The sequence below is a fragment of the Pseudomonas sp. FYR_2 genome (genome assembly GCF_043106425.1).
GTDB classification, from domain to species: domain Bacteria; phylum Pseudomonadota; class Gammaproteobacteria; order Pseudomonadales; family Pseudomonadaceae; genus Aquipseudomonas; species Aquipseudomonas monteilii.
Window position 1 is genome coordinate 1 of record NZ_JBICMM010000057.1, and the last position, 16,746, is coordinate 16,746.

Genomic DNA, 16,746 nt, shown 5'->3' on the forward strand with positions numbered 1-16,746 from the left:
TTAGGGAAACGGCGAAAATATTTCAAGTTTTGGGCAAAATGCTTGTCCCTCCCTCTTTCCCGCGATGATCTTCTCTGAAACCGAGTGCGCCGGCAAATGCAAGCACGCCTGCAACGAATGTCCCTTGATTAAAAATGAGTGGAGATGGTTTAGACCAAGGAAGGCATTCAGAGCCACTAAAGTGCTTACTCACGTTGAGTCGGGTCCGTTGGGATGCGTGGGGGCACGGCGGCGAATGTTGTGGGCATTACGCAGATCAGAAACTTGCAATACAGAAACGTGATCTGCGCCGATCAGTTTACACCGATGCCCACAACCTTGATCTTTACGCATTCTTTATACCCACCCCCACCCTCCGATCTCGCCCCTTTACGCCCCTCCCTCAGACAATTTCCCCATAGCGGCACACGCCGCACCACGGGGAGAACCACTCATGAATATGCTCGACGGGCTGTCACTGCTGCTGGCAGTGGCCTTGGCGTTTTATCTGCTGGTGGCGCTGCTGCGCGCCGATCGCAGCTAAGGAGCGGCCATGCACAGTTACGATTTCGCCTTGCTGCTGGCGTTCTTCGCCATCGTGCTGTTACCGGCACCCTGGCTCGGGCGGTTCTACTACAGGGTCATGGAAGGCCAGCGCACTTGGCTGTCGCCGCTGCTGAGCCCGGTCGAGCAGGCCTGCTACCGGCTAGCGGGCGTGAACGCCAGCCAGGAGCAGAACTGGCGGCAATACACCCTGGCGCTACTGGCCTTCAACCTGGCCGGATTCCTGCTGCTGTTCGCTGTGTTGCTGCTGCAGGGCTACCTGCCGCTCAACCCGCAGCACCTGCCCGGCCAGGAGTGGTCGCTGGCGTTCAATACCGCCGTCAGCTTCGTCACCAACACCAACTGGCAGGCCTACAGTGGTGAGGCATCGGTCAGCTACCTCAGCCAGATGCTTGGCCTGACCGTACAGAACTTTGTCAGTGCCGCCACCGGCCTGGCCGTGCTGGTTGCGTTGTGTCGCGGCATTGCCCGGCGCAGTGCAACGACGGTGGGCAATTTCTGGGTCGACATGACCCGCGCCACCCTCTATGGCTTGCTGCCGCTGTGCCTGCTGCTGGCGCTGCTGCTGGTGTGGCAGGGCGTGCCGCAGACCTTTGCCGACTACGCCCATGCGCTGACCCTGCAAGGGGCTGACCAGACCATTCCGCTGGGGCCGGCCGCCAGCCAGATCGCCATCAAGCAACTGGGTACCAACGGCGGTGGCTTCTTCGGCGTCAACTCGGCGCACCCGTTCGAAAACCCCACGGCCTGGAGCAACCTGTTCGAGGTGGCGTCGATCATCCTCATTCCGGTGGCGCTGGTGTTCACGTTCGGCCACTACGTGAAGGACCTGCGTCAGAGCCGCGCGATCCTCGCCTGCATGCTTGCCCTGTTCCTGATTGGCGGCAGCACCGCGCTGTGGTCCGAGTACCAGCCCAACCCCGCGCTGGAAAGCACTCAGGTGCAACAGGCGGCCCCCATGGAAGGCAAGGAAAGCCGTTTTGGCACCACCGGCTCGGTGTTGTGGACGGTCACCACCACTGCTGCCTCCAACGGCTCGGTCAATGCCATGCACGATAGCCTCAACCCGCTGACCAGCATGGTGGCGATGGTCAACATGATGGTGGGCGAGGTGATTTTCGGCGGCGTCGGCGCCGGGCTGTACGGGATGCTGCTGTTCGTGCTGATCGCGGTGTTCCTGGCCGGGCTGATGATTGGCCGCACCCCGGAATACCTGGGCAAGAAGCTGCAAGCCCGTGAGGTGCAGTTGCTGGTGGCAACCCTGCTGGTGATGCCGGTCGGCGTGCTGGTGCTGGGCGCTATCGCCGCCAGCCTGCCTGGCCCGGCGGGTGCAGTCAGCAACCCGGGGGCGCATGGTTTCAGCCAGCTGCTGTACGCCTACACCTCGGGCACGGCCAACAATGGCTCGGCCTTCGCCGGCTTCGGTGCCAACACGGTGTACCACAACCTGATGATCGGCCTGGCCATGCTCATCGGCCGCTTCGGCTACATCCTGCCGATCCTGGCCTTGGCTGGCAGCCTGGCAGCGAAGAAAAGCGCACCGCAGGGGCAGAACAGCTTCCCCACCCATGGCCCGCTGTTCACCGGCCTGCTGCTGGTGACCATCCTGCTGGTGGGTGGCCTTACCTTCCTGCCGACCCTGGCCCTGGGGCCAATCGCCGAACACCTGAGCCTGGGTTTCTGAGGACTGACCATGAACATGCCCATTCCTGAAGTTAAAGCGCGGCACACCGCCAAGGACCAGACTCGCTTCGCCGCGCTGTGGCGCCCGGCGCTGGTGCAGGCGTTCGTCAAGCTCGACCCGCGCCAGCTCAAACGTTCGCCGGTGATGCTGGTGGTGGCCCTGACCGCTGTGTTGACCACTGTGCTGTGCTTTGCCCCCGGCAGTGGCGTGAGTACCGGCGTTGCCGTGCAAATCGCCCTGTGGCTGTGGTTTACCGTGCTGTTCGCCAACTTTGCCGAGGCGCTGGCCGAAGGCCGTGGCAAGGCCCGCGCCGACAGCCTCAAGGCGGGTAGCCAAGGCTTGACCGCCCAGCGTCGCAAGCGTGATGGCAGCTACGAAACCATTGCAGCCAGCGCGTTGCGCAAAGATGACGTAGTGCGCGTAGTCGCTGGCGAAATGATCCCTGGCGACGGCGAGGTGCTGGAAGGCATCGCAGCGGTCAACGAGGCCGCCATTACCGGTGAGTCTGCCCCCGTGATCCGCGAGTCCGGCGGCGACCGCTCGGCGGTGACCGGCAATACCCGGCTGGTCTCCGACTGGTTGCTGATCCGTATCACCAGCAACCCGGGCGAATCGACCCTCGACCGCATGATTGCCTTGGTCGAAGGCGCCAAGCGCCAGAAAACGCCGAACGAGATTGCCCTCGACATCCTGCTGATCGGCCTGACGCTGATCTTCCTGATCGTGGTGGTGACCTTGCAGCCGTTTGCCCACTTCGCGGGTGGCAGCCTGCCGCTGATCTTCCTGGCCGCGCTGCTGGTGACGCTGATCCCTACCACCATCGGCGGCTTGCTGTCGGCCATCGGCATCGCCGGCATGGACCGCCTGGTGCGCTTGAACGTCATCGCCCGCTCCGGCCGGGCGGTGGAAGCAGCCGGTGACGTGCATACGCTGATGCTCGACAAGACCGGCACCATCACCTTTGGCAACCGCCGCTGCAGCGCGCTACATGCTGCACCAGGCATCACCGCCAAGGAATTGGGGGAGGGCGCACTGCTGGCCTCGTTGGCCGATGACACCGCCGAAGGCAAGTCGATTGTCGAGTACCTGCGCCAACTGCACGACTTTATCGAACCGGCTGCCGGGCAGTTCGAGGCAGTGGCCTTCAGTGCCGAAACACGTCTGTCGGGTATCGACTTCCAGCAGCACCGCTACCGCAAGGGCGCCGTCGATGCGGTACTGGCGTTCGTCGGCATGCAACGGCTGGAAATGCCCCCGGCGCTGGCCCGCGAAGTGGAGCGCATCGCCCAGAGCGGCGGCACACCGCTGCTGGTATGCATCGACAAGCGCCTGCTTGGCGTAATCCACCTCAAGGACGTGGTCAAGCCGGGTATCCGCGAGCGCTTCGCCGAGTTGCGCAAACTGGGCATTCGCACGGTGATGGTGACCGGCGACAACCCACTTACCGCCGCCGCCATCGCAGCCGAAGCGGGGGTGGATGACGTACTGGCCGAGGCCACCCCTGAGAAGAAACTGGCGCGTATTCGCCAGGAGCAGAACGACGGCCGCCTGGTGGCCATGTGCGGCGACGGTGCCAACGACGCCCCGGCACTGGCGCAGGCCGATGTGGGCATGGCCATGAACGACGGCACCCAGGCCGCGCGCGAGGCGGCCAACATGGTCGATCTGGACAGCGACCCGACCAAGCTGCTGGACGTGGTGCAGGTAGGCAAAGAGCTGCTGGTCACCCGTGGCGCACTGACCACCTTCTCCATCGCCAACGACGTGGCCAAGTACTTCGCCATCCTGCCGGCGCTGTTCGCCGCCATCTACCCACAGCTGGGCGTGCTCAACCTAATGCACCTGGCCAGCCCGCAGAGCGCGATCCTGTCGGCCATCGTGTTCAACGCGCTGATCATCATCGCGCTGATCCCGCTGGCGCTGCGTGGCGTGCGGGTGCAGGCGGCCAGTGCGGCACACCTGTTGCGGCGCAACCTGCTGATCTACGGGCTGGGCGGCATTGTGGTGCCGTTTGCCGGGATCAAGCTGATCGACCTGCTGCTCAATGCCCTGAACCTGGTCTGAGGAGGCCGCTATGAATGCTTATGTACGCCCGGCGTTGAGCCTGGCTTTGTTGATGACGCTGGTGACGGGTGCGCTGTATCCGCTGGCGGTGACGGGCATTGCCCAGGTCGCTTTCCCGGAACAGGCCAATGGCAGCCTGGTGCGCGACGACCAGGGCCAGGTGCGTGGTTCGGCGCTGATCGCCCAGGCATTCGAGGGTGATGGCTGGTTCCATGCGCGGCCTTCGGCGGGTGCTTACGCCACGGTGGCCAGCGGTGCCAGCAACCTGTCGCCGAGTAACCCGGCGCTGGCCGAGCGGGTCAAGGGGGACGCCGCAACGCTCTACCGGGCGCAGCAGGGGCCGGTGCCGCAGGCGTTGCTGACCACCTCGGGCAGCGGCCTCGACCCGCACCTGCCGCCAGAGGCCGTGGCTTATCAGGTTCCGCGCGTGGCAGCAGCGCGGCAAATGCCGGTGGAGCGCTTGCAAGCCTTGGTGGAAGAGGCCACCCTCCACCCATTGATCGGCCCGCCGGTGGTCAATGTGCTGGCGCTGAACCAGGCACTTGAGCATTTGAGCCGCTGATGTTGGGGCCGCTTTGCGGCCCTTCGCGGGCACGCCCGCTCCCACAGGTATATCGCCATATTCGAACGGGGCGCTGTACCTGTGGGAGCGGGCGTGCCCGCGAAGGCCTGCAAAGCAGGCCCTTTGGTCGACCGTCGCAGATTCTGAAGGATGAAACATGAGTGATTCCGCCCGCGCCGATGCGCTGTTGGCCACCCTCCCACGCACAGGCCGGGGCCGGCTGAAGGTGTTCCTCGGCGCCGCCCCCGGCGTCGGCAAAACCTTTGCCATGCTCCAGGCCGCCCACGCCCAGCAACGTCAGGGCGTTCAGGTGCTGGCGGGGGTTGTCGAAACCCACGGCCGCGCCGAAACCGAGGCGTTGCTCGCCGGCCTTCAGCAGCAGCCCCTGCTGCGCAGCCAGTACCGAGGCGTCACGCTTGAAGAAATGGACCTCGACGGCCTGCTCAAGGTCGCGCCAACACTGGCCCTGGTCGACGAACTGGCCCACACCAATGCCCCTGGCAGCCGGCACGCCAAGCGCTGGCAGGACGTGCAGGAATTGCTGGCCGCCGGCATCGACGTGTACACCACGGTCAACGTCCAGCACCTGGAAAGCCTAAACGACAAGGTGCGCGACATTACCGGCGTGCTCGTACGCGAAACCTTGCCGGACTGGGTGTTGCAGGAAGCCTTCGAGCTGGTGCTGATCGACCTGCCGCCGCGTGACCTGCTCGAACGCTTGCGCGAAGGCAAGGTGTACGTACCGGAGCAGGCGCGGGCCGCGATCGACGCGTATTTCTCGCAAACCAACCTGACCGCCCTGCGCGAACTGGCCATGCAGACTGCCGCCGCGCAGGTCGATGCCGACCTGGCCCATGGCTATCGCCAGCGCGGCCAGGAGGCCCCCGCCTTGCGTGGCCGGCTGCTGGTGGGCGTGGATGGCGACGACCAGGCCGAGCGCCTGGTGCGTCATGCCAGCCGCGTGGCCCTGCGCCGCCACCTGCCCTGGAGCATGGTGCATGTGGACAACGGCCGCCTGCGTGACGAAACCGCCCGCCATCGCCTGCAGGCTGCGCAGCAACTGGCCGAGCGCATGGGCGGGGAGGTGGTGGTGCTGCGTGCCGGCGAAGTGGCGCGCACGTTGATCCAGCATGCTGCCGAACGACGGGCCAGCCTGGTGCTGGTCGGGCAGTCCCGCGACCGACTGCGCCGGCGCCTGTTCGGTGCCGGGGTGGCTGCGCGGCTGTTGCGTGAGAGCCATGGCCTGGAAATCAACGTGCTGGACCGCGATGTGCAGCCGCAAGCGCCGCGTTCGGCGGTGCGGCGGGTGTGGGTGTGGCGGCATTACCTGCTGGCGCTACTGGCCACCGTCATGGCAGCAGGCCTGTCCTGGGCGGTGTCGAGTGTGCTGGCGTTGCCAAACATATCGCTGGTGTTCCTGGCGGCGGTGTTGCTGGTGGCGGTACGCAGCAGCCTGGGGCCTGCGCTGGCCTGTGCTGCGTTGTCGTTCCTGACTTACGATTTCCTGTTCATTCCGCCCAATTTCTCGTTCAGCATCCAGCGTGAAGAAGATGTGCTGACGCTGGTGTTTTTCCTACTGATGGCCGCGCTAACCGGCAACCTGGCCGCCCGCCAGCGTCGCCAGCTGCAGGCGCTGCGCGAGACCCAGGCACAAACCAGCCAGTTGCTCGACCTGTCGCGCCGGTTGACGGTGGCCACCGACCGCCAGGCCGTCTTCAATGCCGCCGGCCAGCATCTGGATGGCTGGCAGGATATGCAGGTGTGCCTGCTGGAGCGCAACGCCGAAGGCCAGCTGCAAGTGGCCAGTGGTGAAGCCCACGCCTTTAGCGACAACGAACGCGCCGCCGCGCAATGGGCCTGGCAGCATGGCCAGGCCGCCGGCCATGGCAGTGACACCCTGCCCAATGGCCGCTGGTGGTGGTGGCCGCTGGCGGTAGACGAACAACCCCTGGCCCTGCTCGGTGTACGCCCGCGTTCCGGCCAGCCGCTCAGCGACCCGCGCCGGCGCCTGCTCACCGCCCTTGGCCAGCCGCTGGCACAGGCGTTGGCCCGCGCCCGTCTGGCCGAGCAGCTGGAGGCCGCACGCCTGCATGGCGAAACCGAGCAGTTGCGCAGTGCCTTGCTGGCGTCCGTTTCCCACGACTTGCGCACGCCGTTGACCGCCATGCGTGGCAGCATCGACAGCCTGCTGGCGTTGGGCGAGGCCATCCCGCCTGAAGACCGCCGTGAGCTGTTGGACGGCACCCGCAACGAGGCCGAGCGCCTCGACCGCTACATTCAGAACCTGTTGGACATGACCCGCCTGGGCCACGGCGGACTCAAGCTGGCACGCGACTGGGTGGCTCCGGGCGACATCGCTGGCAGTGCGCTCAACCGCCTGCGCGTAGTGCTCGCCCCGTTGCGTGTGCACACTGATGTGCCGGCCGAGCTGCCGCTGCTGTTCGTGCATGCAGCGCTGATCGAGCAGGCGCTGGTCAACGTGCTGGAAAACGCGGCACGGTTCTCGCCGGCCAATGGTCGGCTTGAACTCCACGTATCGGTGCAGGACATGCAGTTGCGTTTTGCCGTCCTTGACCAAGGCCCCGGCATTCCGGTGGCCGACCGCGAGAAGATCTTCGACATGTTCTACACCGCTGCCCGTGGTGACCGTGGCGGGCAGGGTACCGGCTTGGGCCTGGCCATCTGCCAGGGCATGATCGGCGCCCATGGCGGGCAGATTCTGGTAGGCGAAGGCATCGATGGCCAGGGCACCGGCATCACTCTATGCTTGCCACTGCCCCCTCAACCTGAAGCCGAAAGCGAAACCCCATGAGCCAGTCCGCCACCCTGTTGGTCATCGACGATGAACCGCAGATCCGCAAGTTCCTGCGCATCAGCCTGGCCTCCCAGGGCTACAAGGTGATCGAAGCGGCAACCGGTGAGGAGGGGCTCACTCAGGCAGCATTGGGCAAGCCGGACCTGGTGGTGCTCGACCTGGGCTTGCCGGACATGGACGGCCAGCAGGTGCTGCGTGAGCTGCGCGAGTGGAGTGCGGTGCCGGTGATGGTGTTGTCGGTACGCGCCAGTGAGGTCCAGAAGGTGGATGCGCTGGATGGCGGGGCGAACGACTATGTGACCAAGCCGTTCGGCATCCAGGAGTTCTTGGCGCGGGTGCGTGCCCTGCTGCGCCAGGTGCCGCAGACCGGTGGTTCGGAGGTGGCGGCCAGCTTCGGGCCGTTGACCGTGGATTTTGCCTTCCGCCGGGTGACGCTGGAGGGCGTCGAGGTGGCGCTGACGCGCAAGGAGTACGCCTTGCTGGCGCTGTTGGCCGGGCATCCGGGGCGGGTGATTACCCAGCAGCAGTTGCTCAAGGACATCTGGGGGCCTACCCATGTGGAAGACACCCATTACTTGCGGATCGTGGTCGGGCATCTGCGCCAGAAGCTGGGGGACGACCCCACAGCACCTCGCTTTATCATTACCGAGGCGGGAGTGGGGTACAGGTTGGTGGCGCCGGCCGTTTGATCCGGATTCACGCCGACTCTGTGGGAGTGGGCTTACCGGCGAAAAATCCAACACGGTGCAGGGTGGTGCTCGAAGCGTAGCTGCGTCTGCGTCACGACCTCGGTGATTCTGTTTCAAAGCATTGGCGCATCACATCCAGATAGCGCCTTGCCCCCAGACCCAGCGGTCGCGACTTGATCCAGATGATGTCTACCCACAGGCGCAAGCGACTGGCCATGTTGTCGAAGCGCACCTCGGCCAGCGCACCTGAAGCAATCAGCGGTTCGACCAGCGGCTGCGGCAGGTAGGCCCAGCCCAGGCCGGACTGCACCAGGTCCAGCGTGGCCAGGTAGCTGTCGGTCAGCCAGATGCGCCGCGACAGCACCATGCGCGGGTCTGACCCGGTGGCCTTGCCCGAGGCCACGATGATCTGCCGTTGTTCGGCAACGGCCTCTTCGGGCAACGGTGTGCCGCTGTTCTGCCCGGCGGGGTGGCGGGGGGATGCAACGGCTACCAGTAACTGGCTGCCGGCTTCCAGGAATGACTCACGCTCGTCGATACCGGGCCGCTCGAACACCAGCGCCAGTTGCACGCTGCCTTCATGCAGTAAGCGAACGGCTTCGGTCTGCGTCGCCGAGCGCACCTCGATTTCCAGGCTGGGGAACTCCTGGGCCAAAATTTCCAGTGGCTGGCTCCAGCGGCCGGTTTGCAGTTCGGGGGCCATGGCGATGGTCAGGCGCTTTTCCAGGCCCTTGTGCAGTTGCAGGGCTTGGGCGTCGAGCAGGTTGAGCTGGCAGATCACCTGCCTGGCTTGCGGCTCCAGCGCCAGGGCGGCGCTGGTGGGCAAGGCCTTGCGAGTGGCCCGGTCGAAGAGCACCAGGTCCAGTTCTGCTTCCAGCTGGGCGACTGCCATGCTGACGGCTGAAGGGACACGGCCCAGCTTGCGGGCGGCGGCCGAGAACGAGCCGGCATCGAGCACGGCGAGGAATATTGCCAGGGAATCGCTGGAAAAGGCCATTGTCAGTAAACCTGATCATGGTGGTGCAAGCATGGGGTGTGTATTTGAACATGCATTGTGGGCTTTGGGGTGTTTGGCGGGGTGTTTGCAGCGCCTGTGAGATCGAGCGCCGCCCGCGCGGCGCATCGCGAGCTGCGCTCGCTCCTACGTTTGTTTCGGGCCAGTAACGCCTATGACAGGCGCGCGCGACCGCCTTGTTTATACGACGCGAAATCGCGCCATGCGCCAAGGCGCTCGCGCGCAAATCCCACAGGAATAATTGGCCCGAAACAAACGTAGGAGCGAGCGCAGCTCGCGATGCGCCGCGCGGGCGGCGCTCGATTTGTGCGCCACCGCAAAACCCAAGGCAGGCACCTCTAGGCCTTCATCCCAATCTTACAGCCCCTCGCCCAGCACCCGGTCAATGCTGTCGACAAAGTAGTCCACGCTCGCCCGGGTGGTGCACATTGGCGGCTTGATCTTGAGAATGTTCAGGTAGTCGCCGGTGGGTTGCATGAAGATACCCAGCTCACGCAGGCGGTCGCACAGGGCCATGGTTTCTTCGGTGGCCGGCTCCAGCGTTTCGCGGTTACGCACCAGCTCCAGCCCCAGGTAAAAGCCCGAGCCATGCGCCGCACCCGCCAGCGGATGCTTGTCGACCAGCGCCTGCAGGCGGGCCTTGAAGTAGCGCCCGGTGTCGCGGGCGTTGTCCCACAGGCCTTCTTCCTGCATCACGTCCAGCACCGCCATGCCGATGCGGCAGCTGACCGGGCTGCCACCGGCCGAGGAGAAGAAGTAACCCTCGGCCTCCAGCGCTTCAGCGATTTCGCGGCGGGTGATGACCACGCCCAACGGCTGGCCGTTGCCCATGCCCTTGGCCATGGTGATGATGTCGGGCACCACGCCTTGCTCCTCGAAGCCCCAGAAGTATTCGCCCAAGCGGCCATAACCCACCTGCACTTCGTCGGCGATGCACACGCCGCCGCGGGCGCGGACCTTGGCGTAAGCGTCGCGCAGATAACCGGCCGGCAACGAAATGCCGCCAGCGTTGCCGTACACGGGCTCGCAGATGATGCCCGCCAGCTGGCGGCCACGGGCATCGAGGTCGGCCAGCTTGGCGTCGACGTCGCGCAGGTAGTCAGCCGCGCTGTCGCCACCGCGGAAACGGCCGCGGAAGGTGTTCGGCGCTTCGACCGGGTGTACCCAGTCCGGGCGGGTTTCCAGGGCTTGCGGGTTGTCGGCAATGGACGTGGAGATGGCGTCGGTGGCCACCGACCAGCCGTGGTAGGCCTCCAGCACGCTCAACAGGTCGCGCCCGCCGCTGTAGGCCCAGGCCAGGCGAATGGCCAGGTCATTGGCCTCGGTGCCGCTGTTGACCATGAACACCCGGTCGAAGCCCTCGGGCGCCAGGTCCAGCAGGCGTTCGGAGAACTCGGTGATGGCCGCGTAGTGGAAGCGCGAGTTGGTGTTCAGCAGCGACCACTGCCGCGCCGACTCGGCGACCATGCGCGGGTGGCCGTGGCCCAGTACCGCGACGTTGTTGAGCATGTCCAGGTACGAACGGCCCTGCATGTCGATCAGGTAGTTGCGCCAGCCGCGCTCGATGTGTGGCGGTTGCGCGTAGTAGTGCTTCTGCGAGCGGGCAAAGCTGGCGTCGCGGCGAGCCAGCAGGGCCTGTGGGTCGGGCAGCGGCTCGGCATCGCAGTCCAGGTCCAGCAGCGCGGCCGGCGACGGGCACAGGGCCAGCCAGGCGTCGGCGTGGGACGGGGTGGCGAAGAAGGGTGGCTGTAGGGCAAGGTCCAGGCACAGCTGTACGCTGAGGAAACCACAGCTATGGCCCAGCGACTGGCCTTTTTCCAGCGCCTGCCCATCGGCGGGTGCATCTTCCAGGCCCTGTAGCCACAAGGCCCAGTGCGCGGTTTGCAGGCAACCGCGCCCGTCGCCATGGCGCTGCCAGGTGCCAGCTTCGGGTGCCTTCACCTGGCTGCCGTTGGGCACATGCAGCTCAACGCCAAGGGCGCAGGTGGCGGGCTCTTCGGGCCGGTCGATATGGGTTTGCGACAGGCGATACTCCCCATGCAGGGTGCAGGCTGGGGCCGTTTGCGCGCTCAGCAGGTGCTGGTCGAAACCGGGTTGCTCCCAGTTACCCGCTTCACAATGGCGGCTGAGCACACCCAGGTCGACCCGCGTTACCTCCTGCCCGGCCAGGTCGGGGAGCAGGGGGGCACAACGGTCCAAGTCTGGAACGTCGATCTGCACGCCCGCCGCCTGCAGGATGGCGGCCTCCATCAGCGCGAAAGGCACGGCAGTGGCGGTGTCGAAGATTTCCCATTCATGGGCCACGTTGTCGCGGGTGTACTGGTTGCCGGGGTCCACGGCCAGTTGCTGCGCGCTGCTCAATACCAGTACAGCTGCCCGGTTGATCACCAGTGGCCACAGGGCTCGCAGTTCGGCCTCGGTCAGTGGGTTGAGCACCTGATAGGCGCTGATCGCCGGCAGGATGCGCAGCGGGTCGCCCTCGGCGTGGTGCAGCAATGCTGCGCAGGTCACTGACAAGTCGGCGATACGCCAGGTGCGTATCAGGTCACCGAAGTCGATCACCCCTTGCAGTTGCCACTGGCGCTCGCTGTCGCGGGCCCACACGGTGTTGTCGTCGGTGAGGTCCAGGTGCACGGCCTGGCTCGGCAGTCGATCAACCAGCGGCAGCAGGCGCTCGCTGGCCTGGCGGGTAGCCTGCTCGATGCGGGCGCGCTGGGCACTGTCTTGCAGCACCGGCAGCAGGTGATCGATCAGCGCTTCGGCATGTTGCGGGTCCCATTGCAGGGTGCGTACAAGCCCTGGGTGATCGAAGTCGGCCAGGGCCTTGTTCAGCTTCGCACAAAGCCCGCCCAGTTCAGCCACCAGGCGTGGCGGCATGTGCTTGAGGCGAGTCAACGGTTGGCCTTCGATGTAGTCGAGCAGGCGCAGGCGCAGGGGTTGCCCGTCGATGTCCAGTGCCACCAAGCCTTCGCCATTGCGCGCTGGGCGCACTGCCGGTACCGGCAAGCCCTGTTCGTGCAGGAAGGCCAGTGCGGCGTGCTGTGCTTCCAGTTCAAGCTGGGCATAGCTGCCGTGGCAGGCCTTCAGCACATAGCGGCCTTGTGGTGCCTCCACACGGAAGTTGAGGTCCTGCTGGCTACCCAGCGGCGTCAGGTCACCCTCCAGGCCATAGTGCGTCTGCAATACGGCGCGTGCCTGCGTTTCGCTGAGTGAAGGGCTGGGCAGGCCGGAACGGCTGATCAGCGTGGTCAGGGCAGGGGAGGCGGACGGGGGCTGTGGGCTGGACATGAGGCTCTACCGTTTCTGCTGGGAGTTGGCGGAAAAGAATTTATGCCCGAGCTGGCTGATGATGAAAGACGATTGTTGTCAGTAATTCTGATAATGGCGCCAAATTATGGAAATTTGAACTTTTGCTCGCGGGCATCGCTGCACGGGATGCCAGTGGGTGGGTGCCGTGTTCGCCTTGGCGGAAGGTGGTTTTGCCGACGGCGAAATGAGTGTCTTCTGTGGAAGCGGAGACTGCCTGCGTGAATTAACCGTTACAGCCTGTCAAAGCTGTATCGCTGATCTTCAGCGAGCAGCCGGGACTAGAGCCCAGCCAGAGCACCCGCAACGGAAAACACACGGCAGGAGCGGCGCTCGATCTTGAGGGCGCTACAAGACTTAAGGCGAACCCACCTCAACCTCCAAAAACGCCGCCTCCAGCAACTGCCGCGTATACGGATGCTGTGGCGCATGAAAAATCGCCTGTGCATCCCCTTGCTCCACCACATGCCCATGCTTGATCACCATCAACTGGTGACTCAACGCCTTCACCACCGCCAGGTCATGGCTGATGAACAGGTAGGTCAGGTTGTACTTCTGCTGCAAATTACGCAGCAATTCCACCACCTGCCGTTGTACTGTGCGGTCCAGCGCGGAGGTGGGCTCATCCAGCAGTATCAGCGCGGGCTTCAACACCAACGCCCGGGCAATGGCTATGCGCTGGCGCTGCCCACCGGAAAACTCATGGGGATAGCGATGCCGTGTACGCGGGTCCAGCCCCACTTCCTCCAGCGCTGCGATTATCGCCGCTTCCTGCTCTTGCGCCGTACCAATGCCGTGAATGCGCAACCCTTCACCCACGATGTCCGCCACGCACATGCGCGGGCTCAGGCTGCCGAACGGGTCCTGAAACACCACCTGCATTTCCCGGCGTAGCGGCCGCACGGCCTTCTGGTTCAGCCCTTGCAAATTCTGCCCATGGAAGTGAATGCCACCCTGGCTGGAAATCAACCGCAGGATCGCCAAGCCGAGCGTCGACTTGCCCGACCCGGACTCGCCAACAATCCCTAGCGTCTGCCCTTGCGGCAGGCTGAAGTTGACCCCGTCCACCGCCTTCACATGGTCAACGGTGCGCCGCAGCAGCCCCTTCTTGATCGGGAACCACACCTTTAGGTCATCCACTTCAAGCAACGGCGCGCCCACCGGGTTGTGCGCAGGCAGCCCGCTGGGCTCGGCATTGATCAGCATCTGCGTGTAATGGTGCTGCGGAGCACTGAACAGCGTGGCGCATTCGGCCTGCTCGACAATCTGCCCGCGCTGCATCACGCAGACGCGGTGGGCGATGCGGCGTACCAGGTTCAGGTCATGGCTGATCAGCAACAGCGCCATGCCCAGGCGCGCCTGCAGGTCCTTGAGCAGGTCGAGGATCTTCAACTGCACGGTCACGTCCAGCGCTGTGGTCGGCTCATCCGCAATCAGCAACTCCGGCTCGTTGGCCAGCGCCATGGCAATCATCACCCGCTGGCGTTGCCCGCCCGACAGCTCGTGGGGCAGGGCCTTCAAACGCTTTTGTGGTTCGGGAATACCGACCAGTTCCAGCAACTCCAACGTGCGTGCCGTCGCTTCCTTGCCGGTCAGGCCCTTGTGTAGCAAAAGGATCTCGTTGATCTGTTTTTCGATACAGTGCAGCGGGTTGAGCGAGGTCATCGGCTCCTGGAAGATCATCGCAATGCGGTTGCCGCGAATGCGTTGCAGGGTCTTCTCGTTCTGCTGGAGCAGGTCTTTGCCTTCGTAGCGGATGCTGCCGCTGGGGTGGCGGGCCAAGGGGTAGGGCAGCAGGCGCAGGATCGAGTGCGCGGTGACGGACTTGCCCGAGCCACTTTCGCCCACCAGGGCCAAGGTCTCGCCCTTGCGGATGTCGAAGCTGATGCCGTCGACCACGCGGTTGACCTGGTCCCCGGTCACAAACTCAACGGCCAGGTCGCGCACTTCGATCAGGTTCTGTTCACTCATGTCACTTCCTCGGGTCGAAGGCATCGCGGGCGGATTCGCCGATGAACACCAGCAGGCTCAGCATCAGCGCCAGCACGGCAAAGGCGCTGATGCCCAGCCACGGCGCCTGCAGGTTGGACTTGCCCTGGGCCACCAGTTCGCCCAGCGATGGCGAACCGGCGGGCAGGCCGAAGCCGAGGAAGTCCAGGGCGGTGAGGGTGCCGATGGCCCCGGTGAGGATGAACGGCATGAAGGTCATGGTCGAGATCATGGCGTTGGGCAGGATGTGCCGGTACATGATCGCGCCGTTGCGCATGCCTAAGGCGCGGGCGGCGCGCACGTATTCCAGGTTGCGCCCGCGCAGGAACTCGGCGCGTACCACGTCCACCAGGCTCATCCACGAGAACAGCAGCATGATGCCCAACAACCACCAGAAATTGGGCTGCACGAAGCTCGCCAGGATGATCAACAGGTACAGCACTGGCAGGCCGGACCAGATCTCCAGAAAACGTTGCCCGGCCAGGTCGACCCAGCCGCCATAAAAGCCCTGCAAAGCGCCGGCAATGACGCCGACGATGGAGCTGGCCACGGTCAGGGTGAGGGCAAACAGCACCGAAATGCGGAAGCCGTAGATCACCCGCGCCAGTACGTCGCGGCCCTGGTCGTCGGTGCCCAGCCAGTTGTCCGCCGAGGGCGGTGCCGGCGCGGGCACGCGCAGGTCGTAGTTGATGCTCTGGTAGCTGAACGGGATGGGCGCCCACAGCACGAAGCTGTCTTTCTTTTCCAGCAGCTCGCGGATGTAGGGGCTCTTGTAGTTGGCTTCCAGCGGGAACTCGCCGCCGAAGGTGGTTTCCGGGTAGCGCTTGAACGCCGGGAAGTACCACTCGCCGTCGTAGCGCACGGCAATTGGCTTGTCGTTGGCGATCAGCTCGGCGCCCAGGCTCAGGCCGAACAGGATCAGGAACAGCCACAGCGACCACCAGCCACGGCGGTTGGCCTTGAAGCGCTCGAAGCGCCGGCGGTTGAGGGGGGACAAGGCCATGTCAGTGCTCCCGGCTGGCGAAGTCGATGCGTGGATCGACCAGGGTGTAGGTCAGGTCGCCGATCAGTTTCACCACCAGCCCCAGCAGGGTGAAGATGAACAGGGTGCCGAAGACCACCGGGTAGTCGCGGTTGATGGCCGCTTCGAAACTCATAAGCCCCAGGCCGTCGAGGCTGAAGATCACCTCGATCAGCAAGGAGCCGGTGAAGAAGATGCCGATGAACGCCGAAGGGAAGCCGGCGATCACCAACAGCATGGCATTGCGGAACACGTGGCCATACAGCACCCGTGGCCGGCTCAGGCCTTTGGCCTTGGCGGTGACCACGTATTGTTTGTTGATCTCGTCGAGGAAGCTGTTTTTGGTCAGCAGGGTCATGGTGGCGAAGTTGCCGATGACCAGTGCGGTGATCGGCAGCACCAGGTGCCAGAAGTAGTCCAGCACCTTGCCGGTGGTGCTCAGCTCGTCGAAATTGTTGGAGGTGAGGCCGCGCAGCGGGAACCAGTCGAAATAGCTGCCGCCGGCGAACAGCACGATCAGCAGGATGGCGAACAGGAACGCCGGGATGGCGTAGCCGACGATGATTGCCGAGCTGGTCCACACGTCGAAGTGGCTGCCGTGGCGGACCGCCTTGGCGATGCCCAGCGGGATCGAGATCAGGTACATGATCAGCGTGCTCCACAGCCCCAGCGAGATCGACACGGGCATTTTCTCGATAATCAGGTCGACGACCTTGGCATCGCGGAAGAAGCTGTCGCCGAAGTCCAGCCGGGCGTAGTTCTTGATCATGATCCACAAGCGTTCGGGCGGCGACTTGTCGAAGCCGTACATGCGCTCGATTTCGGCGATCAGCGCCGGGTCCAGGCCCTGGGCGCCGCGGTAGTTGGAGCCGGCCACGGAGACTTCGGCACCGCCACCGGCAATGCGGCTGGTGGCGCCTTCGAAACCTTCGAGCTTGGCGATCATCTGCTCGACCGGGCCGCCGGGGGCGGCCTGGACGATGATGAAGTTGATGATCAGGATGCCGAACAGGGTCGGGATGATCAGCAGCAGGCGGCGCAGGATGTAGGCCAGCATC

11 protein-coding genes are annotated in these 16,746 nt (G+C 64.7%); 6 read left to right on the plus strand and 5 right to left on the minus strand.

Features of this window, described 5'->3' with window-relative positions:
* Positions 1–433 precede the first annotated feature (433 nt).
* The 6 genes from kdpF to ACF8R4_RS24170 all read left to right on the plus strand — a co-directional run bounded on the left by kdpF (position 434) and on the right by ACF8R4_RS24170 (position 8,357).
* Positions 434–523, plus strand: a complete 90-nt coding sequence (gene kdpF, locus ACF8R4_RS24145; protein WP_003251485.1) for a K(+)-transporting ATPase subunit F — start codon at positions 434–436, stop codon at positions 521–523.
* A 9-nt stretch (positions 524–532) separates the two neighbouring features.
* A complete protein-coding gene (kdpA, locus tag ACF8R4_RS24150) occupies positions 533–2,227 on the plus strand; it encodes a potassium-transporting ATPase subunit KdpA (RefSeq protein ID WP_104834289.1) in 1,695 nt (564 codons plus the stop codon).
* A 9-nt stretch (positions 2,228–2,236) separates the two neighbouring features.
* Positions 2,237–4,291, plus strand: a complete 2,055-nt coding sequence (gene kdpB, locus ACF8R4_RS24155) for a potassium-transporting ATPase subunit KdpB (protein WP_016711623.1) — start codon at positions 2,237–2,239, stop codon at positions 4,289–4,291.
* A gap of 10 nt (positions 4,292–4,301) precedes the next feature.
* Positions 4,302–4,853: a potassium-transporting ATPase subunit KdpC gene (kdpC, locus tag ACF8R4_RS24160; protein WP_060500882.1), complete on the plus strand. Its 552-nt coding sequence runs from the start codon at positions 4,302–4,304 to the stop codon at positions 4,851–4,853.
* A 157-nt stretch (positions 4,854–5,010) separates the two neighbouring features.
* The gene (locus ACF8R4_RS24165; RefSeq protein WP_392493619.1) at positions 5,011–7,665 is read left to right on the plus strand and encodes a DUF4118 domain-containing protein; all 2,655 of its coding nucleotides are present in this window, start codon (positions 5,011–5,013) and stop codon (positions 7,663–7,665) included.
* Positions 7,662–8,357: a response regulator gene (locus ACF8R4_RS24170; RefSeq protein ID WP_104834292.1), complete on the plus strand. Its 696-nt coding sequence runs from the start codon at positions 7,662–7,664 to the stop codon at positions 8,355–8,357. The genes ACF8R4_RS24165 and ACF8R4_RS24170 overlap by 4 nt, the downstream gene beginning before the upstream one ends.
* A 91-nt stretch (positions 8,358–8,448) precedes the next feature.
* Here ACF8R4_RS24170 and ACF8R4_RS24175 read toward each other — a convergent pair whose 3' ends face one another.
* The 5 genes from ACF8R4_RS24175 to ACF8R4_RS24195 form a co-directional block, all read right to left on the minus strand.
* The gene (locus tag ACF8R4_RS24175; RefSeq protein ID WP_104834293.1) at positions 8,449–9,354 is read right to left on the minus strand and encodes a LysR family transcriptional regulator; all 906 of its coding nucleotides are present in this window, start codon (positions 9,352–9,354) and stop codon (positions 8,449–8,451) included.
* Between the two features lie 375 nt (positions 9,355–9,729).
* Positions 9,730–12,660 (minus strand): aminotransferase, encoded by a 2,931-nt coding sequence (locus ACF8R4_RS24180; RefSeq protein WP_104834294.1) that lies wholly within the window; start codon positions 12,658–12,660, stop codon positions 9,730–9,732.
* Positions 12,661–13,035: 375 nt separating this feature from the next.
* Complete coding sequence (locus ACF8R4_RS24185; RefSeq protein ID WP_060497829.1) at positions 13,036–14,649, minus strand: ABC transporter ATP-binding protein; 1,614 nt, start codon at positions 14,647–14,649, stop codon at positions 13,036–13,038.
* A gap of 1 nt (position 14,650) precedes the next feature.
* Positions 14,651–15,670: an ABC transporter permease gene (locus tag ACF8R4_RS24190; protein WP_016711616.1), complete on the minus strand. Its 1,020-nt coding sequence runs from the start codon at positions 15,668–15,670 to the stop codon at positions 14,651–14,653.
* 1 nt (position 15,671) lies between these two features.
* Positions 15,672–16,745 carry a microcin C ABC transporter permease YejB gene (locus ACF8R4_RS24195; protein WP_027608722.1) on the minus strand — a complete coding sequence of 358 codons (1,074 nt, stop codon included), beginning with the start codon at positions 16,743–16,745 and terminating at the stop codon, positions 15,672–15,674.
* Position 16,746 lies beyond the last annotated feature (1 nt).

Bases quoted from the DNA above. Each gene is read 5' to 3' on its own strand.
- kdpC (WP_060500882.1), top strand. From the start codon at position 4,302: ATGAATGCTTATGTACGCCCGGCGTTGAGCCTGGCTTTGTTGATGACG.
- ACF8R4_RS24190 (WP_016711616.1), bottom strand. From the start codon at position 15,670: ATGGCCTTGTCCCCCCTCAACCGCCGGCGCTTCGAGCGCTTCAAGGCC.
- ACF8R4_RS24180 (WP_104834294.1), bottom strand. From the start codon at position 12,660: ATGTCCAGCCCACAGCCCCCGTCCGCCTCCCCTGCCCTGACCACGCTG.
- ACF8R4_RS24185 (WP_060497829.1), bottom strand. From the start codon at position 14,649: ATGAGTGAACAGAACCTGATCGAAGTGCGCGACCTGGCCGTTGAGTTT.
- kdpF (WP_003251485.1), top strand. From the start codon at position 434: ATGAATATGCTCGACGGGCTGTCACTGCTGCTGGCAGTGGCCTTGGCG.
- ACF8R4_RS24175 (WP_104834293.1), bottom strand. From the start codon at position 9,354: ATGGCCTTTTCCAGCGATTCCCTGGCAATATTCCTCGCCGTGCTCGAT.
- ACF8R4_RS24195 (WP_027608722.1), bottom strand. From the start codon at position 16,745: ATGCTGGCCTACATCCTGCGCCGCCTGCTGCTGATCATCCCGACCCTG.
- ACF8R4_RS24165 (WP_392493619.1), top strand. From the start codon at position 5,011: ATGAGTGATTCCGCCCGCGCCGATGCGCTGTTGGCCACCCTCCCACGC.
- kdpA (WP_104834289.1), top strand. From the start codon at position 533: ATGCACAGTTACGATTTCGCCTTGCTGCTGGCGTTCTTCGCCATCGTG.
- ACF8R4_RS24170 (WP_104834292.1), top strand. From the start codon at position 7,662: ATGAGCCAGTCCGCCACCCTGTTGGTCATCGACGATGAACCGCAGATC.
- kdpB (WP_016711623.1), top strand. From the start codon at position 2,237: ATGAACATGCCCATTCCTGAAGTTAAAGCGCGGCACACCGCCAAGGAC.